15 protein-coding genes and 2 pseudogenes are annotated in these 23,906 nt (G+C 68.2%); 8 read left to right on the top strand and 9 right to left on the bottom strand.

The window, feature by feature from the left end:
* Positions 1-885, bottom strand: coding sequence for an SDR family oxidoreductase (locus FB464_RS04485; protein WP_116414917.1), 885 nt, complete (start codon positions 883-885; stop codon positions 1-3).
* 9 nt (positions 886-894) lie between these two features.
* A complete protein-coding gene (locus tag FB464_RS04480; RefSeq protein ID WP_116414918.1) occupies positions 895-2,019 on the bottom strand; it encodes a Gfo/Idh/MocA family protein in 1,125 nt (374 codons plus the stop codon).
* 55 nt (positions 2,020-2,074) lie between these two features.
* On the opposite strand from FB464_RS04480, the gene FB464_RS04475 reads away from it, so the two are divergent.
* Genes FB464_RS04475 through FB464_RS04460 form a run of 4 tightly spaced genes read left to right on the top strand, consistent with a single transcriptional unit; the run spans position 2,075 to position 8,330 of the window.
* Entirely contained in the window at positions 2,075-3,577 is a 1,503-nt protein-coding gene (locus FB464_RS04475) for an MFS transporter (RefSeq protein WP_281279734.1), read from the top strand.
* Between the two features lie 37 nt (positions 3,578-3,614).
* Entirely contained in the window at positions 3,615-5,363 is a 1,749-nt protein-coding gene (locus FB464_RS04470) for a cation:proton antiporter (RefSeq protein ID WP_116414919.1), read from the top strand.
* 18 nt (positions 5,364-5,381) lie between these two features.
* The gene (locus FB464_RS04465) at positions 5,382-6,290 is read left to right on the top strand and encodes an alpha/beta hydrolase (RefSeq protein ID WP_116414920.1); all 909 of its coding nucleotides are present in this window, start codon (positions 5,382-5,384) and stop codon (positions 6,288-6,290) included.
* Positions 6,291-6,341: 51 nt separating this feature from the next.
* The gene (locus FB464_RS04460) at positions 6,342-8,330 is read left to right on the top strand and encodes an APC family permease (protein WP_246092931.1); all 1,989 of its coding nucleotides are present in this window, start codon (positions 6,342-6,344) and stop codon (positions 8,328-8,330) included.
* Positions 8,331-8,363: 33 nt separating this feature from the next.
* Here FB464_RS04460 and FB464_RS04455 read toward each other — a convergent pair whose 3' ends face one another.
* Positions 8,364-9,926, bottom strand: a complete 1,563-nt coding sequence (locus FB464_RS04455; RefSeq protein WP_116414921.1) for a CYTH and CHAD domain-containing protein — start codon at positions 9,924-9,926, stop codon at positions 8,364-8,366.
* 52 nt (positions 9,927-9,978) lie between these two features.
* Between FB464_RS04455 and FB464_RS04450 the strand changes: the two are divergent.
* Both FB464_RS04450 and FB464_RS04445 read left to right on the top strand, forming a co-directional pair.
* A pseudogene (locus FB464_RS04450) lies at positions 9,979-12,269 on the top strand (S9 family peptidase).
* A gap of 35 nt (positions 12,270-12,304) precedes the next feature.
* Complete coding sequence (locus FB464_RS04445) at positions 12,305-13,801, top strand: maltokinase N-terminal cap-like domain-containing protein (protein ID WP_116414922.1); 1,497 nt, start codon at positions 12,305-12,307, stop codon at positions 13,799-13,801.
* A gap of 5 nt (positions 13,802-13,806) precedes the next feature.
* Here the strand turns inward: FB464_RS04445 and FB464_RS04440 are convergent, their stop codons facing one another.
* Together FB464_RS04440 and FB464_RS04435 are read right to left on the bottom strand one after the other, a co-directional pair.
* Positions 13,807-15,330 carry an FAD-dependent oxidoreductase gene (locus FB464_RS04440; protein WP_116414923.1) on the bottom strand — a complete coding sequence of 508 codons (1,524 nt, stop codon included), beginning with the start codon at positions 15,328-15,330 and terminating at the stop codon, positions 13,807-13,809.
* A gap of 45 nt (positions 15,331-15,375) precedes the next feature.
* Positions 15,376-16,500 carry a magnesium and cobalt transport protein CorA gene (locus FB464_RS04435; RefSeq protein WP_116414924.1) on the bottom strand — a complete coding sequence of 375 codons (1,125 nt, stop codon included), beginning with the start codon at positions 16,498-16,500 and terminating at the stop codon, positions 15,376-15,378.
* A gap of 218 nt (positions 16,501-16,718) precedes the next feature.
* On the opposite strand from FB464_RS04435, the gene FB464_RS04430 reads away from it, so the two are divergent.
* Entirely contained in the window at positions 16,719-17,666 is a 948-nt protein-coding gene (locus FB464_RS04430; protein ID WP_116414925.1) for a phosphodiesterase, read from the top strand.
* A gap of 659 nt (positions 17,667-18,325) precedes the next feature.
* Here FB464_RS04430 and FB464_RS04425 read toward each other — a convergent pair.
* A pseudogene (locus FB464_RS04425) lies at positions 18,326-18,604 on the bottom strand (stealth conserved region 3 domain-containing protein); the annotation flags it as partial.
* A gap of 30 nt (positions 18,605-18,634) precedes the next feature.
* Here FB464_RS04425 and FB464_RS04420 point away from each other — a divergent pair.
* Entirely contained in the window at positions 18,635-18,799 is a 165-nt protein-coding gene (locus FB464_RS04420) for a hypothetical protein (RefSeq protein WP_170207462.1), read from the top strand.
* Here the strand turns inward: FB464_RS04420 and FB464_RS04415 are convergent.
* The 3 genes from FB464_RS04415 to FB464_RS04405 form a co-directional block, all read right to left on the bottom strand.
* A complete protein-coding gene (locus tag FB464_RS04415) occupies positions 18,796-19,701 on the bottom strand; it encodes an SMP-30/gluconolactonase/LRE family protein (RefSeq protein WP_116414927.1) in 906 nt (301 codons plus the stop codon). The two genes, FB464_RS04420 and FB464_RS04415, sit on opposite strands and share 4 nt — an antisense overlap.
* 229 nt (positions 19,702-19,930) lie before the next feature.
* Positions 19,931-21,613 carry a stealth family protein gene (locus FB464_RS04410; RefSeq protein ID WP_116414928.1) on the bottom strand — a complete coding sequence of 561 codons (1,683 nt, stop codon included), beginning with the start codon at positions 21,611-21,613 and terminating at the stop codon, positions 19,931-19,933.
* Complete coding sequence (locus tag FB464_RS04405; protein WP_116414929.1) at positions 21,610-23,748, bottom strand: DEAD/DEAH box helicase; 2,139 nt, start codon at positions 23,746-23,748, stop codon at positions 21,610-21,612. Before FB464_RS04405 ends, FB464_RS04410 begins: the two co-directional genes overlap by 4 nt.
* Positions 23,749-23,906 lie beyond the last annotated feature (158 nt).

The following is a 23,906-nucleotide window of genomic DNA, read 5'->3' as shown; positions in this document are numbered from 1 at the left end:
TCAGCGACCCGCCAGCACGTCTTCGAGCGTGCGGGGGGCGCGGCCGGTGAGTAGCTCCACGTCGCCCGAGATCGTTTCGAGCTCGCCGTCGCGCACCCCCGTGTAGGTGCTCACCCAGGCGTCGACCATGAACGCGGGTGCGCCGAAGTGGGCGCGGGAGGCGTACGCCTCCTCGACGGTCTCGTCGACGAAGCTCACGCGGCGACCGGTCGCGGCAGAGGCCCGGCTCGCGACCTCGGCGAAGCTCAGCGTCTCGCCACCGGTGAGTGCGTAGACCGCGCCGCGGTGCGCTGCCGGATCGAGCAGCACCTTCGCCGCGACATTCGCCACGTCGTCGCGGGCGACAGCGGCGATGCGGCCCTCCCCCGCCGGCCCGCGGATGACACCGTTCTCGTCGGCCCACTGCGGCAGCAGGTCGAGGTAGAAGTTGTCGCGGAGGAACGTGTAGTCGATCCCGCTCTGCCGGATGGCCGCCTCGGTCTCACCGTGGTCGCGCGCCAGAGTGAAGCTCGCGTCGGGCCCCGCCCCGACGAACGAGGTGTAGACAATGTGGCTCACGCCCACGTCGATGGCCGACTGCACGAACTGCACATGTTCGGCGACCCGGTCGGTCGATTCCGCGGCCGAGACCATGAAGAGCACGTCGACACCCTCGAGCGCCGCCCGGGCGGTGTGCGGGTCGCGGTACTCGGTCACGCCGACGGTGACGTCGAGCGAGTCGAACGCCGGTGCGCGGGACGCATCGCGCACGATCATCCGGAACGCCCGGCCGACCGCGTCGAGGCGCTGCGCGACACCGCCGCCGATGTGCCCCGTGGCCCCGGTGACAGCGATCACCGGCAGTCGCGTCGAAGAGTCGATGTCGGAAGCAGGCAGGTCTGTCATGCGAAAACCCTACGCGTTCGGCTGCTCGGCTGCCTCGCCTGGCTCGCCCCTGTCGAGCTTGGTGCGGTGCACCTCCTCGATCAGCCCGATCACGCGGAGCGCGTCGCGCGGGTCGACCGGCAACGGCCCGCCCGTGGCCAGCGCCTCACCGAGCAGACGGTAGAACCCGGCGTAGTCGCCGCGCTCGGGGGCGACGGGCTGGGGGCCATCCCCGTTCGCGGATTCGACGCCGAGCACGCCCCAGGTGGAGGGCGGTTCGGCACCGAACCCGTCGTCGCCGGGCAGCGCGCCGCCCTTCAACGCGGCCTCCTGCCCGTCGAGCCCCCACTTCGTGTAGGCCGTCTGCGGGGTCAGCACACGGAAGCGGGCACCCGGCTGGGCGGCGAGCGAGTTCATCCAGAGGTGGCTGGTTACCCCGGACGCGTGCTGCAGCACCAGGAACGCATCGTCGGGGGCGCTCGAGCGCGGGTGGCGGGTCGCCACCTCCGAGTAGGCGACCTCGGCCGGGCCGAAGAGCTGCAGGGCCTGGTCGATCACGTGGGTGCCGAGGTCGAACAGGATGCCGCCACCCTCGGCGATCGTGGCGTCGGCCTTCCACGCGCGGGCGCCTTCGGGCTTGAACCCCTCGAACCTCGACTCGAACCGGGTCACTCCCGCCAACCGGCCGTCGTCGACCAGCTTCTTCACGGTGAGGTAGTCGGCATCGAAGCGCCGGTTCTGGAACACGGTCAACGGCACTCCGCGCTCGTCGGCGAGAGTGATCAGCTGCTCCCCCTCCGCAGTGGTCACCGCGAACGGCTTGTCGACGAGCACGGCGATCCCCGCCTGGATCGCGGCCAGCGCCAACCCGAAGTGGCTGGCCGGCGGGGTACCGATCACCACGAGGTCGATGTCGCCCGGTGCCTCGAACAGCTCCGCCGGGGTGGCGAGGATGCGGGCATCCGGATGCAGCCGCCGGGCCTCGGCCTGCCTGCCGGGGTCCCCGGTGACGATGACGCTCAAGACGAAGGCGTCGGATGCCTCGAGGAAGGGGGCGTGGAAGACCCGCCCGGAGAGACCGAAGCCCAGCAGGGCCGTGCGGATCGGCGGAGCGTCGTGCGGCGGGGCGCCGTGCGGGGAGGCCAAGTGGTTCATGCACCAACACTAACCAGTTGGGAATACCCAGCCCGTTCCCAGCGTTCTGCCATCAGTGACCAGTGCCCAGACCAGCCCTCCGGGCATCCTGACCGAACGCGAGAAACGACGCCTCACCAAGCCGCCGAGCGAACGCGCCATCATCGCCACACTCGCCTTCACCGGCCTCATCGCAGCCTTCATGCAGACGCTCGTGACACCCATCGTGCCGCAGCTGCCCCAGCTGCTCAACACCACGCCGTCGAACGCAACCTGGGTGCTGACGGCGACACTGCTCGCCGCCGCCATCTCGACTCCGATCAGCGGGCGCCTCGGCGACATGTTCGGCAAGCGCCGCGTCGTCATCGCGCTGCTGGCCCTGCTGCTGGTGGGTTCGATCGTCTGCGCTCTCTCGAACGACATTCTGCTGATGATCGTCGGGCGCGTGCTGCAGGGCACCGGGCTCGGTGTGATCGCCCTCGGCGTGAGCATCCTCCGCGACGTGCTGCACCCGAAACGCCTCGGCGGCGCCGTTGCGCTCGTGAGCGCCACACTCGGCATCGGCGGCGCCGTGGGGCTGCCGATCTCAGCCCTCATCGCGCAGAACCTCGATTGGCACTTCCTGTTCTGGCTGTCGGGGCTGCTCGCCGTGGTGGCACTCCTGCTTGTCTGGAGCATCGTGCCCGTGAGCACCCTCCGGAGCGGCGGCTCGTTCGACTTCGTCGGCGCTGTGCTGTTCGCGATCGGGCTGGTGGGCATCCTGCTTGCCGTCTCGAAGGGCGGCGAGTGGGGCTGGGGCAGCCTGCTGACGATCGGGATGCTCGCGGGCGGTGTGCTCGTGCTGCTCGTGTTCGGCGTCTACGAACTGCGCACCAGCAACCCTCTTGTCGACCTCCGGATCGCAGCCCGCCGCACGGTGCTGCTCACGAACCTCGCCTCGATCACCGTCGGTTTCGCCTTCTTCGCCAGTGCCGCCGTGCTCCCGCAGCTTCTCGAGTCGCCCACCGACACCGGCGTGGGCCTCGGCCAGACCCTGCTCGTCGCGAGCCTCTGTCTCACCCCCAGCGGCCTCGTGATGTTCTTCCTCTCGCCGGTCGCCGCACGGCTCAGCGCGGCGCGGGGACCCCGTACGAGCCTGGTGTTGGGCGGCATCTTCATCGTGATCGCCTACGCGCTGGCCGTGGGCCTCATGACGGAGGTGTGGCACGCCGTGCTGATCGCCACGATCACCGGCCTCGGCGTGGGTTTCGCCTACGCCGCCATGCCGACGCTCATCATGCGTGCCGTGCCTGCCAACGAGACGGCAGCCGCGAACGGTCTCAACTCGGTGATGCGGACGCTCGGCTCCACGGTCGCCGCGGCGGTGCTCGGGCTCATCCTCGCCTCGAACGCCGTTGTCGTGAACGGACACGCGATCCCGGCCGCTGCCTCGTTCCAGCTCTGCTTCATCATCGCCGCGGTCGTGGCGCTGGTCGGCACGATCCTGGCGTTCCTGCTGCCGAAGCACGAGGTGCCCGCCGTGACGGCGAGCATCCCGTTCGTGCGCGCAGCAGACGCGGAACGGGTCGCTGTCAACTGATTCTCCTGCACCGCCTCGGAACCTAGGGTGAGGGATCATGGACCCCGCTGAACTCCTGCTCATCCTCGCGGGCTCGCTCGCCGTGAGCGCGTTCGCGCGCTGGCGCGGCTGGCCGGCCCCGCTGCTGGTGGTCGCGGTCGCGCTCGGGGTCTCCTTCATCCCCGCTGTGCCGAGCGTGGAGATCGATTCCGAGGTCGTGCTGTCGGTCATCCTGCCGCCCCTTCTCTATTCGGCAGCGCTCGACGTCTCGTTCCAGAACTTCTCCCAGAGCCTCCGCCAGATCCGGCGGCTCGGCATCGGGCTCGTCGTGGTCACTGCGCTCGTCGTCGGGTTGGTCGCCTGGTGGCTCGTGCCCGCCCTCACCCTCCCGGGAGCGCTGCTGCTCGGAGCTGTCGTCTCACCCCCCGACGCGGTCTCGGCGTCGTCCATCGGCCGGCGCCTCGGACTGCCGCGCCGGGTGATGACGGTGCTCTCGGGCGAGAGCCTGATCAACGACGCCGCCTCGCTGACTCTCTTCAAAGTGTTCCTCGGGATCCTCGCCGGCGGCGCACTGAGCTTCGGCGGCGTGCTCTGGATGTTCGTGCTCGCCATCGTCGTGGGGGTCGCCGTCGGGCTCGCCATCGGTGTCGTGGTGCAGTTCGTGCGGATGCACGTCCCAGATTCGGTGGTCGGTACGACGCTCGGCCTGCTCGTGCCGTTCGGTGCCTACGCGGCCGGAGAGGCCCTCGGCGGATCGGGCGTACTCGCGGTCGTCGCCGCCGGGCTGTTCGTCGGCTACAACTCACCGAAGACGGGTTACCGGACGAGGCTCCAGGAACGCCCGGTCTGGGCCTCGATCGATCTACTGCTCGAAGGCTTCGTGTTCGCCCTGATCGGGCTCCAGGTGGCAGACGTGTTCGGCGATGTCGCCACCGGTTCGCTGGGGCTCGGGCCGTCCGTCATGCTGGCCGCGGCGGTGTTCGTGACGGTGCTGCTCGTGCGGCCGGTCTTCGTGTTCGCGGCCTACTATCGGCCGCGCCTGCAGCGGCGTGCGTTCCGGCGTCTGCCGGTCATCCAGAACCTCGGGCGGCAGCCGGTCATCCAGAGACTCCGGAGACTGCCGGTGCTCAGGAAGCTCGACGCGGGACCCGAACCCGAACTGAGCTGGCGCGAACTGGTCGTCATCTCGTGGACCGGGATGCGCGGTGTCGTCACCCTCGCATCGGCCGCAGCGGTGCCCACCATGGTGATGTCCGGCGACTTCGCCGGACGCGAGACGATCATCCTCGTCGCGTTCTGTGTCACGGTCGGCACGCTTCTGCTGCAGGGACTCAGCCTGCCGCGGGTCATTCGCCGGCTGGACGTGATCGACCGCGGACAGGACGACCGCGACAGCGTCGAGGAGGTGCGGGTGTTCGAACTGAGCGTGCGGGAGACCAACGACTACATCGACCAGCACCGCGACGAATGGGGCAAGAAGTACGGCTTCGAGCAGCTTGACGAGTCGATCGCCATCCTGAAGCGGCAATACGAACGCCAGGTGACTGTGCTGCTCGAAGAGAACGAACTCGACCAGCAGGACATCGACGCTCCCGACATCGACACGGCTGAAGCGGAGAAGCCGCGGCTGAGCGGCCCCCAGCTCACCTCGCTGCGGCGGGAACTCATCGACTACCGCCGGTCGATCGTGCTGCACCAGCGGAACTCCGGCGACCTCGACGAGGAGGTCATGCGGAGTGTGCTGCAGGGACTGGATGCCGAGGAACTCGCTCTCGACACGTCGACGGTGACCCGCAACAGATCCTGACGGGTATCGTGAGTCCCGATGAGTTCTGAGGCGCAGCAGGGCGAAGGAACCGGGGGCAGGAGCGGGGCCGCCTGGGCGATCGAGCATGTGCCGTTCGTGCGCGGCCTCTCCGCCGGGCGGCGGGTGCGCGGCGTCGACGTGCGCGACGAGATGCTGGCACCGCCTTTCGACGCGGTGCGCCTCCGGCGGTTCGAGCGCGTCGGCGGTGCGGGACCGGATGCACCCCTCGTGGTGTTCTTCACCGACGCCAGTGCGGTCGCCGCGCGCGGCCGGCGGAGCGGAGACTGGCTCGCCGGTTCCCTCGCCCGGAGGCTTCCGCTGGCGGTGACGACGGTGCAGCTGCCCGCGTCGGTGCTCGATGACCGCGAGGCGGCGTTCGAGGCCCTGCTCCGCGCGATCGCGGTGCAGCGCGCTGCGGGTGGCGAGGGTGCTGCGGGTGCTGAGGGTACTGCAGGTGGCCCGGGTGCTGCAGGCGCAGCCCCGAAAGTGGCGCTGCTCGGCGTCGGCACGGGCGGGGCCCTCGCTGCTCGCACGGCGATGCGCGCCCGCGATGCCGGTGAGCCGGTCATCCAGAGGCAGGCGTTGATCTCCCCCGACTTCGCCCTCATCGCGGGACCGCCCGCCACGGAGGATGCCCTCCGCACCTCGCTCGTGGCGCGTCTCGGCGAGCTCCCGGCCACCCTGGTGCAACAGTACGGCGACCGTGCGACGAGCCGTAGCGACCCCTCGCAGAACCTCGTCGAACTGCTCCGCGAATCGGGTGTCGCGGTGCGCGCCATCGCCTACCCGCCCCAGCGCCTCGACTGGACAGAGTACCCGCGTGCTGTGCGGAGTTCCAGCCGTGCGCTCGACGATCTGGTGGCGTTCCTCGAGCGCGGTATCGTTGCCGACGGATTCGACGTCGTACCCGCGTGGAACCTGCACTGACTCTCTAACCTGCACTGACTCCTGAACCCTCCACCCGCCCAGAGGATGACCATGCCTGCACCTGAGACCGACCAGGCGAACGCCCGGCACCACGTGGTCGCCGATCCGGACGACAAGCCGCACGGCCGCGTGCGACAGTGGCTCCTGCAGGGCCTGGTCGACCAGTCCGGGCGCTACCAGGGTTCCTACGGGGTCAAGGTCGAGAAGACGCACTCCTGGTGGCGGGTCATGTGCCTCACCGGCGTCGACTACTTCTCGACCCTCGGCTACCAGCCCGCGATCGCCGCCCTCGCGGCCGGGCTGCTCTCGCCGTTCGCCACGATCGTGCTGCTGCTGCTCACGCTGTTCGGCGCGCTGCCGGTGTACCGCCGGGTCGCCCGGGAGAGTTTCAAGGGCGAGGGTTCGATCGCCATGCTCGAGCGGCTGTTGCCGTGGTGGGGCGGCAAACTCTTCGTGCTGGTGCTGCTCGGCTTCGCGGCCACCGACTTCATGATCACCATCACCCTCTCGGCCGCCGACGCCTCAGCGCACGCCATCGAGAATCCGTTCGCGCCGTCGTGGTTCCACGGCAACGAGGTGATCATCACCCTCGTTCTCGTGGCGCTGCTCGGGGCGGTGTTCATCCGCGGGTTCAAGGAGGCCATCGGCATCGCCACCGTGCTCGTCGCGGTCTACCTGGTGCTGAACTTCGTGGTGGTACTCGTGTCGATCATCCACGTCTTCGAGAACACGGTGGTGATCACGAACTGGTGGGAAGCGCTGAACGCCCAGCACGGAAACCCCCTGGTCATGGTCGGCATCGCGTTGATCGTCTTCCCGAAGCTCGCGCTCGGCCTCTCGGGTTTCGAGACCGGTGTCGCCGTGATGCCGCAGATCACGGGCAGCCCGGGCGACACTCCCGAGAACCCGGCCGGGCGCATCCGGGGCACCTGGCGCCTGCTGACGACGGCCGCCCTCATCATGAGCACCTTCCTCATCACGTCGAGCTTCGTGACCACCCTGCTGATACCGCAGGCCGAGTTCCAGCCCGGCGGCGAAGCAAACGGCCGGGCTCTCGCCTTCCTCGCCCACGAGTACCTCGGCAGTGCGTTCGGAACGGTCTACGACATCTCGACCATCGCCATCCTGTGGTTCGCCGGGGCATCGGCCATGGCGGGCCTCCTGAACCTCGTGCCGCGCTACCTGCCCCGCTACGGCATGGCACCGCAGTGGGTTCGCGCGGTGCGGCCTCTCGTGCTCGTCTTCACCGGCATCGCCTTCATCATCACGCTCGCGTTCAAGGCCAATGTGGATGCCCAGGGTGGGGCCTACGCGACGGGCGTGCTCGTGCTCATCACCTCGGCCTCGGTCGCCGTCACACTGTCGGCCCGGCGCCAGCGCCAGCGGAAGCGCACGGTCGGTTTCGGCATCGTCTCGCTGGTGTTCCTCTACACGACCGTCGCCAACGTCTTCGAGCGGCCCGACGGCGTGCGGATCGCTGCCCTCTTCATCCTGGCGATCCTCGTGGTGTCGCTGGTCTCCCGCGTGCAGCGATCCTTCCAGCTGCGGGCCACCTCGGTGACGCTCGACGGAACCGCGCTGGAGTTCCTCCGGGCCGATGCGGAGCGGAAGGTCATCCACCTGATCGCGAACGAGCCCGACGACGGCAGCGCGCTCGAGTACCGCATCAAGAACAAGGAAGAGCGACACGACAGCCACATTCCCACCTCGGCGAAGATCATCTTCATCGAGGTCTGCCCGGCCGACTCGTCGAACTTCGAAGAGGACCTGGTCGTGCGCGGCGTCACCAAGCACGGCTACCGGGTGCTCGAGGTGCGGAGCGGCAATGTGCCCAACACGCTCGCCGTCGTGCTGCTGACCATCCGCGACGAGACGGGGGTGGTGCCCGAGATCTACTTCGAGTGGACGGAGGGCAACCCGGTGTCGAACATGCTCCGCTTCCTCATCACGGGCGGCGGCGAAGTCGCCCCCGTCACCCGCGAGGTGCTGCGTGAGGCGGAGAAGAACGTGAAGCTGCGCCCCGCCGTGCACGTGAGCTGAGCTGTTCCGCCCGCGCGGGCGCACGGGCGGGGGTCAGGCCCCGGGCAGCCACTTCTTCGCCGCGCGGAACTCGCCGCGCGCGCGGGCGTAGTCCTCGATCGCGAGGTCGGCCCGCTGCTGTTCCAGCGCGTGCAGCCGGCCGTAGCCGAAGGTGTTCTCCCCCTCCGCAGCAGCGTCTTCCGCGCTGCTCTGGAGCAGCCGCTGGAGGGCCACGCTGTCGCGGTACTCCCCCAGAGCATCCTGCACCCGCTCGGCGGCGGCGGCGAGGCGCTCGGCCTTCTCGCCGAACACCGCTGTGCCGCCCGAACTCACCGCCTCGACGCCGAAACGGAGGCGGCGGGCGGCCTTCCTCACCTCGTGGACTCTCTCGTTCCACTCGTCGGGGTTGCCGGCCTTCGCCACGGACTTCATGCGGCGGGCCACCCGGGCGAAGTCGCGGCCGATGGGCTTCGCGAGCACCTTCGACGCGCGCCCGGCGGAGCGCTTCCCGAGCACGGCACCTGCACCCGTTCCCGCACCGAACTCCTCCAGCGCGTCGAGCAGGCGGAAGTAACGGGCACTCGAGAGAATGCGGTGCAGGTAGGCGAGCGACCGCTGGTACTCGGCCTCCTTGCCGGTGACGAGCCGCGCGAGCACTGCCTCGTGCATCCGCTTGTTCGACTGGGAGCGCACCAGGTTCCGTGCCCTGTCGTGCATGACCTGCGGGTCACGGGTGTCACCGAGCACGGTACCGAGCTGCTGCAGCTCGACCTCGAGCCGTTTCGCCTCGTCGGAGCCGAGCACCGACCGGTAGGTGGCGAGGATGCTCCGCAGTCGCCGCACGGATGAACGCATCGTGTGCACCGAACCCGCTTCGTCCTGGCGCACGAGGGGATCCGCCTGCTTCAGTCGTTCCGTCTGCACGGTGATCGCCGCCCGCAGCACATCGCCTGCGGAGCTCTTGCTGCCGAGTGCCCGTCGGGGCGGCTGTTCGCCCAGACGCTCCCTGCCGAGGGCATGGGCGAGCTTGGAGACGCTGGCCGAGGGCCGCGCGCCGACCGTCCCGAGCGCCTTCTCGATGGCATCGAGCAGAGCCTGGCGTTTCTTCGGCGAACCCGGCGCATCGTCGGTGAGTTCGACCTCCCACTCACGCCAGACCCGCAGCTGGGCGGTCGCCACGTCTCCCGCCGAGACCAGGTCGTCGGCGACCTCCGCGAGAGCCACGTCGTTCGCGTCGTACAGGCAGGTCGTCGTGCGGGTCGTCGTGAGGTGGGCGACAGGGGCGAGCGGATGATCGCGCACATGCACCAGCACGAGGTCGAGCACCGCCTCGGGGATCGGCCCGTCGTCGCCGAGCGGCCAGTGCAGTTCCAGCCTGCCCTCGGTGCCCGGCAGTTTGATGTGCCAGCCCTCGTCGCCGCCACCCTCCCGGCGGCGGAGCACGATGCGCTGGGCCGCGAGGTGGAACTCGGCCGTGTCGTAGTACACCGCGTGAAGAGTGACCGTCTCGGGTTCGGAGACCCGGGCGACCTGGGCGACCCCGGTCAGATCCGGAACCACCGCCTGGTCGTCGACCTCGTATTTGCGCTCGATCTCGACGTGTACCTGGTGATTCATGACCCTCTGCCTTCGACTCCGCCTTACACGCTAATGCAACTACGGTGGAGGCATGTCACTGCAGCGCCCACCTGCCGCCCATCCACCCGTCGCCCCGAAGGTCCCCGTCACGCGGATCCACCACGGCGACACGGTGATCGACGACTACGAGTGGCTCCGCGCCAAAGACGACGAGACGGTCATCGCGCACCTCACCGCCGAGAACGCCTGGGCCGAGCAGCAGACGGCGCACCTCGAACCTGTGCGGCAGGCGGTGTTCGACGAGATCAAGGCGCGAACCCTCGAGACCGACCTCTCGGTCGCGGTGCGGAGCGGGCTGTGGTGGTACTACACCCGCACGATCGAGGGCAGCCAGTACGGCGTGCACGCCCGCGCCCCGATCTCCGGCCCCGACGACTGGACACCGCCCGCCTCGAGCCCGGGGTCGCCGTTCCGGGCGAGGTCGTCGTGCTCGACGACAACGTCGAGGCGGAGGGGACCGACTTCTACTCCCTCGGCAGCTTCGACACGAGCGCGGATGGCCGGCTGCTCGCCTACGCCGTCGACACCGTGGGCAACGAACGGTACACGCTCCGCATCCGCGACCTCAGCACGGGTGAGAACCTTCCGGATGTCATCGAGAACACGGCGCCCGGGGCCACCTTCACGCCCGACGGCCGGTACGTCTTCTACCCGACCGTCGACGACGCCTGGCGGCCCGACACCATCTGGCGCCACCGGGTCGGCAGCGGCGAACCGGACGTTGCGGTGTTCACCGAGCCCGACGAGCGCTACTGGCTCGGCATCGGCCTGACCCGCAGCGAGAAGTACCTGCAACTCGACCTCGGGTCGAGCATCACCAGCGAGACCCTGCTGCTCGACACGGCGGACCCGGAGGGCGAGTTCACGGTCGTCTGGCCGCGGGTGGAGGGGGTCGAGTACTCGGTCGAGCACGCCGTGCTCCCGGGGCCCGGCGACGGCACCGGCGCGGGCGACAGCCCGTCGGGCGACCGACTGCTCCTCACGCACAACGCGAACGCCCGGAACTTCGAACTGCTCGAGGTCGCTCCGGATGCTCCGCTCGACCGGTCCCGCTGGCGCACCGTGCTGGCGGCGAGCGACGACGTGCGGTTGGAGAGCGTCGACGCCTTCCAGACCCACCTGAGCCTCGAGTACCGGCGCGATGCGCTGACCCGGGTGGCGGTCGTCCGGCTGGAAGCCGGCGGCTCTGCGTCTGCCGACGATGCCGGGCATCCCGGCGACCCCGCGGCCCTGCTCCCCGGTTACGGCCCCCTCGTCGAGCTCCCGTTCGACGAGCCCCTCTTCGCCGTCGGTACCGGCGGCAACCCGGAGTGGACCCAGCCCACCCTCCGCGTGGGCTTCACCTCGTTCGTGACGCCGTCGACCGTCTTCGACTACGTGCTGGAGACCGGGGAACTCCGCCAGCTGAAGCAACAGCCCGTTCTCGGCGGCTACGACAGCGGCGCCTACAGCCAGCGCCGCGAGTGGGCGCCGGCCGGCGACGCGGCGGGAACGAGCATCCCGATCTCGCTGGTCTATCGCACCGACCTGGTCGCCCCGGGCACTCCTGCCCCGCTGGTGCTCTACGGCTACGGCTCCTACGAGGCGAGCATCGACCCGTCGTTCTCGGTCGCCCGACTCTCCCTCCTCGACCGAGGCGTCGTCTTCGCGATCGCCCACGTGCGGGGCGGCGGCGAGCGGGGCCGCTGGTGGTACGAGCAGGGCAAGGAGCTCGCGAAACGCAACACCTTCAGCGACTTCATCGCCGCCGCACACCACCTCGTCGACACCGGCTACACCACGCCCGGCCAGCTCGTCGCGCAGGGCGGCAGCGCCGGCGGACTGCTGATGGGCGCCGTCGCGAACGACGCCCCGGAGCTGTTCGCGGGCATCCTCGCGCAGGTGCCCTTCGTCGACGCGCTGACCTCGATCCTCGACCCGTCGCTGCCGCTCACCGTGATCGAGTGGGACGAGTGGGGCGATCCCCTCCACGACGCGGAGGTCTACGCCTACATGAAGTCGTACTCCCCCTACGAGAACGTGCGGGACGGCATCCGGTACCCGAAGATCCTCGCCGTGACCAGCCTGAACGACACGCGCGTGCTCTACGTCGAGCCGGCGAAGTGGGTCGCCAGGCTGCGTGAGGCGGGCGCCGATCCGCTGCTGAAGATCGAGCTCACGGCCGGGCACGGCGGAGTGAGCGGGCGGTACGAGCGCTGGAAGGAGACGGCGTACGAGTATGCCTGGATGCTCGACGTGCTCGGCCGCGCCGAACCGCACAGTGCTGTTTCGGGCCGCGCCGACGCAACCCCTGTTCAGGTGCCACCGAATGCCGGAGCATAGGCTGTGGAACACGCTGGCCACAACGAAAGAGACTCATGATCGACACATCGCTTGGTGACGTTTCAGCCTCCGATTCTTCCCCGTTCGACAACGCCCTGCTCGAAGCCCTGACCGAATGGATGCCGCGCCAGCGCTGGTTCGGTGGCAAGACCACCGTTCCCGCCCTGCGGCTCATCGGCAGTTTCGACCTCCCGCACGGCGACGCGGAGGTACGTGTCACGACGTTCCTCGTGCTCGACGAGGGCGGGCAGCAGTCCCGGCTCTACCAGGTGCCGCTCACGGTGCGCGGCGAACGGGTACCCGAACTCGAGTCCTCGCTGATCGTCGCGATCAGCGCAGAACCGGGCTCGGACAACCCCGACACCGACGTCCCGGTGAACGCCGTGACCGTCGGTGACGAGGGCTCGCACACCCAGTTCGTCTACGACGGCACCCACGACCTCGCCTACTCGGGCGCGCTGCTCGATCTGGTCACGCGCGACCAGGCGAGCGACGGCACCGGCGGTGCAACGGCGACCGGGCGCGCGCAGATCTCCGGGCATCCACTCACCGTGACCCACGCCAAGGTGCTGAGCGGCGAGCAGTCGAACACGTCGATCATCATGACCGTCACGTCTGCCGAGGGCGCCGAGCTCACACCTGTCATCTGCAAGGTCTTCCGGGTGCTCCACCACGGCAACAACCCCGACGTCGTGCTGCAGTCGGCGTTGGCGAAGGCCGGCTCCACCCGGGTCCCCGCCTCGATCGGCAGCGTCGTCGGCCAGTGGCACGACTCACGGATGCCCGACGGTCGCACCTCGGGGCATCTCGCCTTCGCGCAGGAGTTCCTGCCGGGTGTCGAGGATGCCTGGCGCGTGGCGCTCGACGCCGTCGAGTCGGGCCGCTCGTTCGTGGCGGAGGCCGCCGCCCTCGGCGAGGCCACGGCTGAGGTGCACGAAACGCTCGCCTCCGTGCTGCCGACTGTCGCCCCGTCCGACGATCTCGTCGCCGGCGTCATGACGAGCATGCGTCGGCGCCACGGCGGTGCGGTGCGGGAGGTACCGTCGCTCGCCGAGCACAATGAGGCCATCGAGCGGGTGTTCGAGGCCGCCGAGGCGAGCCCGTGGCCGAACCTGCAGCGGATCCATGGCGACTACCACCTCGGCCAGGTGCTGCACACGCCGAACGGCGGGTGGGTGCTGGTCGACTTCGAAGGCGAGCCGCTCCGGCCGATGGTCGAGCGGAGCCAGCCCGACCTGGTGCTCCGTGACATCGCGGGGATGCTCCGCTCCTTCGACTACGTGGCCGGCTCCTACGCGCAGACGCACCCGGGCGAGTCTGCGACGCAGTGGGCTCTGGATGCCCGGGCCGCCTTCCTCGACGCGTACATCGCCCGTGCGGGACTCGACCTGCGGGCCAACCGCGCCCTCCTCGACGCATTCGAGATCGACAAGGCTCTCTACGAGGCCATCTACGAGGTGCGGAACCGCCCGTCGTGGGTCTCGATCCCCACCACGGCGGTCGCCCGCCTGGCGAACCGCCCTCGCGGCTAGCCGCTTCAGACCCGGAGGTCGCGGGTGGTGGGGCCCTCGAGGAGGGTGCCGTCGGGTGCGAAACGGGAGCCGTGCAGGGGACAGTCCCACGACGTCTCCGCCCGGTTCCAGGTGAGCACGCCGCCGAGGTGGGGGCAGACGGCCGAGACCTGGCAGGTGCGGCCGGCGACAGTCGACGTCGCTGTGGGGCGGAAGCCGGAGCGCCCGATCAGGCCCTCACCCTCCGCGGGCATCGGGAGGGCATCCGTCGCCGGACCGGCCAGCGCGCCCGCCCAGCCCTTCAGCGCCCACCAGCCCGTGGCGGCGTTCGCGCCGATACCCGATCCGATCGCCGCCGGCAGCGTGACCCGGTGGTGCAGCACCTTCGCCCATGACGGGGTGTCGCCCATCAGGTCACCGAACAGCGTGAGGGCGGCCTGAACCGCGTTCGTCATACCCCACTTGTCGTACCCGCTCGCGAAGTAGATGCGCCCGCGGCCGCGTGGCAGGTAGCCGACGAATGGCACCCGGTGCGGCGTCTCGTAGTCCTGGGCGCTCCACGAGTGAGTCGGCATTGCCCCGGGGAAGTGCAGCGCGGTCCACTCGTGCAGGTCGTCGACCAGCGCCTGCGTGTCGGCGGCGCGGCCGACCGGATGCCCGTTGCCACCGACGATCAACGTCTCTGGGGCTCCTCCGCCAGCGCCCGGCACCGTGCGGAGCGACCGGCTCGGAGCATCCACCGACAGGTACATGCCCTGGGGCAGTGCCGCTCCCCCTGCCTTCCCCACCGGCACCTCGTACGACGCGGCATACGAGCGCAGGGCCTTCAACTTCGCGAAGTACAGGCCCCGATCGAGGATCGGCACCCCCGTGGTGAGATGTACGCGCGCGCCCGACACCACGCCCCGCGAGGTGCGGACTTCGGCGGGGTCGGATGCCCGTACCCCTGTGACGCGAGTGTTCTCGATGACGACCCCGCCGAGCGCGCGCACGTCGTCGGCCAGGGCGGCGAGAACGTCGAGCGGGTCGAACTGCCCCTGGTCGGGCAGCACCACGGCCCCATAGGTCTCGAACGGAAGGTCGAGCGTGTCGACCAGGCGCACGTCGAGTCCCGCTGACCGCGCGAGCCGGAACTCCCGTCCGACCGTCTCGACTCCGCCCGGCGTGCCCGCGTAGCTCACGGCATCACGCCGCTGCACGGGGACGCCCCGCGTGGAGGCGTAGTCGAGCATCCACTGCTGGCCTGCCGTGTTGGCGTCGACATAGGCCTGCACGATCGCCTGGTAGGTGTGCGCCTTGATCTTCTGCAGTTGGCTGCCCTGCAGCAGCGACAGCTTCGCGGTCGACCGTCCTGTGGCGACGGCACCGATCGAACGGGATTCCAGAACCGCGACCCGCCTGCCCGCCCTCGCGAAGAGCAGGGCGGTGACGAGACCAGTCAGGCCCGCCCCGACGATGACCTCGTCGTAGCGGGCCCCCGGTTCGAACGGATCGGTCGCGATCCCCGGTGCATCGGACTCGGAGCGGGAGGCAAGCCAGAGTGACGTCATCGCCTCAGGCTACGCCGCACCCCGGATCTTCACGGGCCCTTGCGCTCAGAGCCAGCCGCGCTTCTTGAACATGATGTAGAGGCCGACGCTGAGCGCCGCCATCAGCCCGATCGCCGCAGGGTAGCTCCAGGCGAAGTGGAGCTCTGGCATGTAGTCGAAGTTCATGCCGTAGATGCCGGTCACCACGGTGGGTGCGAAGAAGATGGCTGCCCAGGCGGAGATCTTCTTGACCTCGTCGTTCTGGTGGTTGCTGGTCTCGGCGAGCTTCCTCATGTCCTCGTTCTGGCGCTGCGCAACGAGGGTCGCGTTCACCGTCAGGATCTCGCGGAGCGTCTGCCGGAAGCCATCCACCCGCTCGTTCACCACAGCGACGTGGTCGGCGACATCCCGGAATGCCCGCTTCAGCTCGAGGTTGCCCTCCCCCTTGCCGTAGGTCTCCCGGAGCGTCTGCAGCATCGCGGTCAGCGGCAGCGTGGCGCGCTGGAAGTCGAGCACCTCCTGCGACAGCTCGTAGATGCGCCGGGACACCGACGGATCCCCCTCGAACACCTGCGCCTCGATCTCGTCGATGTCGGTCTCGAGACCGGCGACCACGGGGGCGTACTGGTCGACCACCGCGTCCATGATGCCGTAGAGCGCGGCGATCGGGCCGAGCGCGAGCAGCCTCGGATCGCTCTCCATGCGCCGCCGGACGACCGAGAGGTCAGGCTTGGCGCTGTGCCGAACCGAGACCACGAAATTCGGTCCCACGAACAGGTGCAACTCGCCGAATTCGACTTCCTCCCGTTCATCCACATAGAAGGCTGCCCGCAGAACGACGAACAGCACATCGCCGTAACGCTCGAGCTTCGGCCGCTGGTGCGCGCCGACCGCATCCTCGATCGCAAGCGGGTGCAGGTCGAACTCCACTTCGAGTTCGGCCAGCGCGTCGGCGTTGGGCCGGTAGAGCCCTATCCAGGCGAGGGCGTCGGGGATGCTCGCCAGGGCCTCGATCGTCTGCTGCGGTGTGGCGGGCGAGAGCACGCGCGTTCCGTGGGAGTAGATCGCGTTGTCGATGACTCCGCCGCCGGGCGATGAGTCAGTCGGATCGGTGATGACGTCGAGCGAGTCGTGCCCCCCGGTCGAGGGCCTCCGTGTGACAGCACCTCGGATGACCTGTGAGAATTTCATGGGAATTCACCTCTCCGGGCGTGCAAACCGGGGGAAAAGCTCGCCACGCCGACCTCAGAATGACATACTTCTTCAGGTTCAAATTCACCGAACGTGTTGTTTCTGCATAATCCGCGTGGCGTTAACCTCGCGTCCAGATATGTCTGGTTGGCTTTGACCCGCACCACCCGCTGTGCGCCCACCACACGGGAAGCCAACCTGAAACGGCTCACGTCACAATGACCACCCTCGCGCAGTACCCGCGTCCGGACCACTTCGTACTCCATTTCAGCGACACGCACTTCGTCGGCAACGACGATCTGCTCTACGGCAAGGTCGACAGCGAGGGGCACCTCACGGCGATCCTCGGCGAACTGCTCGAGTCGGGCGCGCGCCCCGAGGCCATCATCTTCACCGGCGACCTCGCCGACAAGGGCGACCCGAAGGCCTACGAGAAGCTCCGCGCGATCGTCGAGCCCGCGGCCGCGAAGCTCGGCGCCGAGGTCATCTGGGTGATGGGGAACCACGACAACCGGGCGGCGTTCCGTGCGGGCCTGCTCGACCAGCAGCCGTCGATGAAACCGATCGACCGCGTGCACGACCTCAACGGCCTCCGCATCATCACCCTCGACTCCACCGTTCCCGGTTCCCACTACGGCGAAGTGACCCCTGAGCAGCTCGACTGGCTCGCGGAAGAACTGGCGAGCCCCGCCCCGCACGGCACGATCCTGGCGATGCACCACCCGCCGGTGCCGAGCGTGCTCGACCTCGCCGTGATGGTGGAGCTCCGCGACCAGGCGTCGCTGGCCGAAGTACTGCAGGGCAGCGACGTGCGATCGATCATCGCCGGCCACCTGCACTACTCCAGCACGGCCATGTTCGCGGGCATCCCGGTCTCCGTCGCGTCGGCCACCTGCTACACCCAGGACCTGAACGTGCCGGTCGGCGGCACCCTCGCCCGTGACGGCGCCCAGGCCTTCAACCTGATCCACGTCTACGAGAACACCGTGCTGCACTCGATCGTGCCGATCGGTCACTACGCACAGGTCTCGTACACCAGCGCCGCGGAGACCGCCGCGATCCTCGACAAGGCCGGCGTCGCCTTCGCGCCGCCCGCCGCCGCACCGGTCACGCCCGAGGAACCCCTCGTCGTGCCGGCACTGACCTCCGCCCACACCGCGCACTGAACTCATTCGCAAACTTTTTGCGAAAGCAGCGTAATGGATGCCCGTGATCGGCATCTCCTCCTGTGAACAACAACATAGGAGGACCACTCATGTTCACACAAGCTTCACGCCGTACCCTCACCGCGGCCGCCACTGCCCTCACCCTCGCAGCTGGCCTCGCCGTCGGTACCGCCTCATCCGCCTCGGCCGAGCCAGCCCCCGCGGTTGCCGGAACCACGACGACCATCACATTCAAAGCCCCAGATCAGCACGCAAATCCCGCTCTCCCAATATCCATCCGGCTGGACATCGCCAGTGACGGCCGCCCTAACTCGTACGACCCCGACCCCGACCTCGGTTGGATCACCGAGGTCTCTGGCTCGATCAGCTGCGAAGGCGGAAGTTGGGCCAGACTCTCGACAAGCCCAAATCCCACGTCTTGGCGTGATCTTCAGGCCTGGACGACACTACCGGCATCCGACAGCGGTAAGTTCTGCACGCTGACGCTCGTAGACTCATTGCCTGGTAGGTCGGTCTTCTTTCCCTCAAACGGCACTACTGTGGCTTACCGCGGTTGGGGTGTCTTCATGTACATCGATGCGACAGTGGTCACTCGCAGCGGCAACGGTGGACTGTGATTCCGGCCTGCACCACCCAGGCCCGTTTCGCCGTGTGAGCGCTCAGCTGGCATCTTCCTGCACCAGAACGGTGCGCTCCGCGGCATCCACTTCGGGGTAGCTGCCGTCGTTGAGGCAGAAGAAGTCGAAGGAACGCTTGCGGAGGATCTCGGGCAGCAGGCCGAGGCCGGAGCGCATCGTGGTGTCGACGTATTTGACCCGCGCCGACTCCTGCACCACCGCCTGCCCCGTCATCAGGGCGTAGTAGTGGTAGAACGAGTTCGTGACCGAGATGTCGGTGCTCGACCGGAAGCGGCTGGCCGCCGTGCGGCGGAAGTCCTCGTCTACGAGAACACCGTGCCGCGCTCGATCGTGCCGATCGGTCATTACGCACAGGTCTCCTACACCAGCGCCGCAGAGACCGCCGCGATCCTCGACAAGGCCGGCGTCGCCTTCGCACCGCCCGCCGCCGCACCGGTCACGCCCGAAGAACCCCTCGTCGTCCCGGCACTGACCCCCGCCGCACAACGCGCCTAGCCCTCGAGGTCCAAGGCGAAGATCGTGCTCGGTAAAGTCAGGTTACGATCGTGATCCGGAACGGCCGCTATCAACAACCGTCGATCTCCGCTCAAGCCGAGGCTCCAGGGGCTCCCGCTCTCCAAATGGATAAACTCTGCCGTCACTTCGCCGGTAGCCGAAATTCGTGACACCGCCTTGAGGCCGAAGTTGGCCGTGTACATCGCTCCTTCCGAATCAACGACGAAATCTGTTGCGCCTGGCGCTGTACCGAATCCGTCCCCGGAAACGGGATTGCGCCAATATGGCAGTGTGAAGGAGTTCGAACTTCCCTCACTGTCGTAACGCGTCACGACACTCTTCTCTCCATCGATCCCCGGGCCGTACTTGTCGCCCGAACTCAGCACGTACACGTCACCGTCATCGCCGATACGTATTCGCTGAGCCGAATAGCCTTGAGGCAAGGTTCGGAAGGTCGACTCCTTCCCCGCGGAAGTGATGCGCCGGATGTCGCGAGAGCCGCCCCCGGACGGTGCAGAATTGATCTCGAACGTCGTTCCACGGTTATCCATCGCCCACTCTCCGGTCACTCGAACCGAAGAATGCACGACAGTCTCATGATCACCGGATGAATCGAACTTCCACAGCTCGTCACCGACCCACGTGATGAGCATCCCTGCCGCGTCGAAATCGATCGAACGCACACTGGCTGTCGAGGGAAACGTCGTGAATTGGTAGACTCCTGTCCCGTCAGCGCTGAAATGATCAATCCACATCCCACCCCCAGAGGATGACCCCTCCGGGGGCGCGAAGAGCGCGTATCCGGTCCCGTCACGACCTACCTTCAGGTCAAGTGGTTCGACGTTCTCGCCGATGGAAGGGAGAAGGAGCGTCGTCGCACCGCGAGCGTCCACCTTGAGCACTGCGCCCCTCCACGTCGCAGCAAAAGTGTCGGTACCGAGTGTCGCGACTCTGCCCACGGACCCCTGAGCAGATTCAACCTGCGCTACTGTTCGTATCGTGTCCGGCGAGTTCGGAGCCGACCGATTCAGCGCAGCGCATCCGCTGAGACCCACCAGTGTCGCGACACAGAGCAGCGCAGAGATTTCACGTAGACGGTTCATGAGATGAGATTACCTCATGTGACGTCCGTCAGCTGGCGTCTTCGAACTCCGACGCGACGGCGGCGGCGCGCTCCGCCTCCCAGGGGGCGGGGAACGGGAAGTACTGCTCGAGGAACTCCTGCACCAGGACGGTGCGCTCCGCGGCATCCACTTCGGGGTAACTGCCGTCGTTGAGGCAGAAGAAGTCGAAGGAACGCTTGCGGAGGATCTCGGGCAGCAGGCCGAGGCCGGAGCGCATCGTGGTGTCGACGTACTTGACCCGCGCCGCCTCCTGCACCACCGCCTGCCCCGTCATCAGGGCGTAGTAGTGGTAGAACGAGTTCGTGACCGAGATGTCGGTGCTCGACCGGAAGCGGCTGGCCGCCGTGCGGCGGAAGTCCTCGGGGAACTCGTTCTCGAGTTCCTGCATCACGCTCTTGCGGAGCGGGGCCGCAGCGTGTTCGAGGTGCCGGGTGATGATCCGCCCGAACTTCTCCCAGAGCAGCCTGCGGTTGACCCGCGCGGCGTTCTCGAAACCGCTCCGTTCGAGGTCGTTCTCACCGAGCCCGATGCGGGTCTGCGCCTCGATGAACTTGGTGACGCCGCCGGGGGAAAAGAACATGTTGGGCTGCACGGGGCGGCCGAAGAACATGTCGTCGTTCGAGTACAGGAAGTACTCGCTGATTCCCGGGATGCGGTGCAGCTGGCTCTCGACGGCCTGCGAATTGTGGGTCGGCAGAACACTCGTGTCGCGGAAGAACTCCTCGCTCGGCACGAAGGTGACCCGCGGATGCTCGGCGAGCCACGCGGGTTTCGGGGAGTCCGTGGCGATGAAGATCCGGCGGACCCAGGGCGCGAAGAGGTAGACCGAGCGGAGCGCGTACTTCAGCTCGTCGATCTGGCGGTAGCGGGCATCCGAATCGTCGCCGTCGCCGGTGACATACCCCTTGCCCTGTGCACGGCGCCGGCGCTGGTACTCGATGTCGTTGCCGTCGACCCAGGAGAACACCATGTCGATGTCGAACACCACGTCGGTCGCCTGCACATCGAACATGCCGCGGAGGGTGTTCCAGGTCTCGTCGTAGAGGTCGACTGTCGCAGGGAACGCTTCGGAGCGCGGCAGGATGCGCCGGGTCAGCGAGTTCTCCACGGGGCAGACGATGTTCTCCTCCTCGAAGCTCCAGAGCTGCAGCTCGATGCCGATCGACGAACCGTAGGTGAGGCCGCCCTGCGGCTCGACGCGCGGCCGGTACAGCCGGAAGATGCGCGCCTTGCGGCTCTCCGATAGCGACCCGGTACTGACCAACAGCGGCGGCAGTTTCTTGCCTGTGACCGTCTTGGAGTACATCGGCTCGTTCTCGCACGCCAGGGCGAGGGCCCGCTCGAGCTTGCGGCGGGCCGCAGCATCCACCACCACGACCGGACGCTCGTCATTGCCGCGGATGAGGAAGAACTCGATGCCGGCCGCAAGCAGCGCGGTGCGTACGAAGAGCAGATCCTCGACCATCGCCTCATGCGGCGTCAGCGTCGTGTTGATGAGAGCGAGCAGGCCCTTCCGCACGACGACGTCGGGGCGGCCGTGGCTCTTCGGCCAGGAGCGCGGTGCGCCGAGGTGACCGGATGCCCGGTTGAAGAGTTCCTCGGGAGCTTCCGGTTCGAGGCTGTTCTCGAGTGCGACGTTGTGAGTCGCGGCACTGCCGGTGGACGTTCCCGCTGCGGTGCTTCCGATCATGAGAGCGCCTTTTCGAGCAGGCTGACGAGCGCTTCGAGCTGCACGCTGTCGCCCGAGGTGATCTCCGCGTCGGAGCCGTCGAGCGCCCGGGCGGCGAGACCCTGCTTGCTGTCGATGAGTTCGGCGATCTTCGAGTCGATCGTCTGGGCGGCGATGATGCGCCAGGCCGTGACAGGCTCGGCCTGGCCGATGCGGTGCACGCGGTCGATCGCCTGGGTCTGCTCGGCCGCGGTCCAGGAGAGCTCGGCGAGAACAACGTTCGACGCCGCCTGGAGGTTCAGCCCCACGCCGGCCGCGGTGAGCGAACACACCGCGACGGAGACATCGGCGTCGTTGTTGAACGCGTCGATCTGGGTCTGCCGGTACGACGCGGTCTGGTCGCCACGGATGGAGATCGTGCGGAGCCCGGCCTTCGCGAGGGCCTCCTCGGCCTGGTCCATCACGTCGATGTGCTTGGCGAAGAACACCACCTTGCCGACGGATCGGGCCAGCTGTGCGGCGTAGTCGGCGGCGAGGCCGGCCTTGGCCTGGCCGATCTTCCGCACCATCGTGAAGACGTTCTCGCCTGTCGTCGACGCCTTGGACTCCTCGAGTTCGGCCTTCGCGACGAGGCGCATGAGCTCCTGGTTCGGGCCGTCGGACGTGTCGTAGCCCGATCCCATCGCCCCGGCCGCCGAGCGGCGGTACCGGGTCACGAGACGTTTGCCGAGTTCGGCCTCCGCCTGGCGGATGGAACGCCCGAGGTCGTCGTCGAGTTCGACCGGCAGGTCGACCACGCGCTTTGCGGGCAGGTCGGCTGCGACATCCACCTTCTTGCGACGGACGATGCCCATGTCGATGACAGCGGAGCGGGCCTCGGCGAAGAAGCCGAAGTCGGCCGGGGTGAGCCCGGTCTCCTCGAGCTTGCCCATGAGTTCTGGGGTGGGCTTGTCGCCGTCGATCCAGCCGAGCAGCTGCCAGATGGCACGGAAGTCGTCGACGTCATTGATCAGCGGGGTTCCGGTGAGGGCCATCATCAGCGGGTCGCCGCCGGGCGCGAACCTGCGGATGCGCTCAGCCAGGGCGAGCACGTTCTTCGAGCGCTGCGACTGGAGGTTCTTGATGAAGTGCGCCTCGTCGACGACCATGCCCTTGAAGCCGAGCGTGCCGAGCCAGGCGAGGTGACGGTCGAGCACGTCGTAGTTCACGATGACGACGTCGGCGAAGGCGTCGAGGTTCGCACCGTCGCCCTGGATGACCGTGGCGCGGCGATGCGGCGTCCAGATCTCGACCTCGCGGGCCCAGTTCATCTTCACGACGTTCGGCACGACGGCCAGCAGCGGGTAGGAGTCGGAGACGGAGGCGGCCAGCAGCGACTGCGCGGTCTTCCCGAGACCGGGCTCGTCGGCCAGCAGGAACGATCGGTGCCCGGCCGCGACGGCTGCGATGAAACGCGCCTGGTGGTGCATGAGTTCGTGGCCGGGAGGCGAGATGCGGTCGATCTTCGGCGCCTCGGGGAGCTCCATGCTCGCGACGGAGCCGCCGGAGCCGTACTCGAACGCGCGGTAGAGGGGGCTCAGCAGCTCCCAGCTCGACAGACGGCCGCGGGAGACGGGCCGGTGGGCGGTGGCCGCGCTGAAGTCGGGCGCGAGGAAGGGGTTCGCGAGCTGGCGGGCCTTCACGGACTGGGGGACGACCTGCTTCTCGGCCGCACCGGGCGAGAAAGTGAACGCGGTGGCGAAGGGTGAGGCGGGTGCCGGCGCCGGAAGCTCCTCTTCGGGCTCGACCTCGATCCCGGCATCCAGCAGGTATTCGCGGCGCATCCGCTGGGCGACCGGCGAGACAGCGACGTCGCTCTCGAGCAGGGTGATCAGCGACGTGTCGCGCGCTGCGGTCTGGGCGAGGATGCCCGCGATGCCGTCGAGGCGTTTCAGCTGCTCGGCGCGTTCGCCGTCACTCAGCTCGGAGTCGCCCTTCAGACGGGCGCGCTCCTCGCGCATGAGCAGGGCGACGACGAGGAACTTGGTGCGGTTCGAGGGAACGACCTTGCCCCTCTGGGCGGCAGCCTCGACCTCGCGCACCTTGCGGGCGAGGATCGGGATGAGGCCGGTGTTGTCGACCGTGCGGGTGGACCGGCGAACGCCTGATCGTGACATGCTCCTCCTGTGGAGTGGGGCGTCATCGACTTCCAGACCCAGCTGGAACCCCGGTGACGCGAACCTGCACCGGATCACAGACCACGACCAGTTGTGTTTTCAGAAACAACGGCGGGTTTACCGGTACTGCGACTATTCTACCGCATCGCGCGGAGAGA

This window comes from Subtercola boreus (assembly GCF_006716115.1).
GTDB lineage: Bacteria > Actinomycetota > Actinomycetes > Actinomycetales > Microbacteriaceae > Subtercola > Subtercola boreus.
This window is presented reverse-complemented; position numbering and strand designations above follow the sequence as displayed.

What these genes read in the sequence shown, in the direction of transcription:
- FB464_RS04460 (WP_246092931.1), top strand. Translation starts at nt 6,342, where the DNA reads ATGCCTGCACCTGAGACCGACCAGGCGAACGCCCGGCACCACGTGGTC.
- FB464_RS04470 (WP_116414919.1), top strand. Translation starts at nt 3,615, where the DNA reads ATGGACCCCGCTGAACTCCTGCTCATCCTCGCGGGCTCGCTCGCCGTG.
- FB464_RS04455 (WP_116414921.1), bottom strand. Translation starts at nt 9,926, where the DNA reads ATGAATCACCAGGTACACGTCGAGATCGAGCGCAAATACGAGGTCGAC.
- FB464_RS04465 (WP_116414920.1), top strand. Translation starts at nt 5,382, where the DNA reads ATGAGTTCTGAGGCGCAGCAGGGCGAAGGAACCGGGGGCAGGAGCGGG.
- FB464_RS04485 (WP_116414917.1), bottom strand. Translation starts at nt 885, where the DNA reads ATGACAGACCTGCCTGCTTCCGACATCGACTCTTCGACGCGACTGCCG.
- FB464_RS04435 (WP_116414924.1), bottom strand. Translation starts at nt 16,500, where the DNA reads ATGAAATTCTCACAGGTCATCCGAGGTGCTGTCACACGGAGGCCCTCG.
- FB464_RS04440 (WP_116414923.1), bottom strand. Translation starts at nt 15,330, where the DNA reads ATGACGTCACTCTGGCTTGCCTCCCGCTCCGAGTCCGATGCACCGGGG.
- FB464_RS04480 (WP_116414918.1), bottom strand. Translation starts at nt 2,019, where the DNA reads ATGAACCACTTGGCCTCCCCGCACGGCGCCCCGCCGCACGACGCTCCG.
- FB464_RS04430 (WP_116414925.1), top strand. Translation starts at nt 16,719, where the DNA reads ATGACCACCCTCGCGCAGTACCCGCGTCCGGACCACTTCGTACTCCAT.
- FB464_RS04410 (WP_116414928.1), bottom strand. Translation starts at nt 21,613, where the DNA reads ATGATCGGAAGCACCGCAGCGGGAACGTCCACCGGCAGTGCCGCGACT.
- FB464_RS04445 (WP_116414922.1), top strand. Translation starts at nt 12,305, where the DNA reads ATGATCGACACATCGCTTGGTGACGTTTCAGCCTCCGATTCTTCCCCG.
- FB464_RS04405 (WP_116414929.1), bottom strand. Translation starts at nt 23,748, where the DNA reads ATGTCACGATCAGGCGTTCGCCGGTCCACCCGCACGGTCGACAACACC.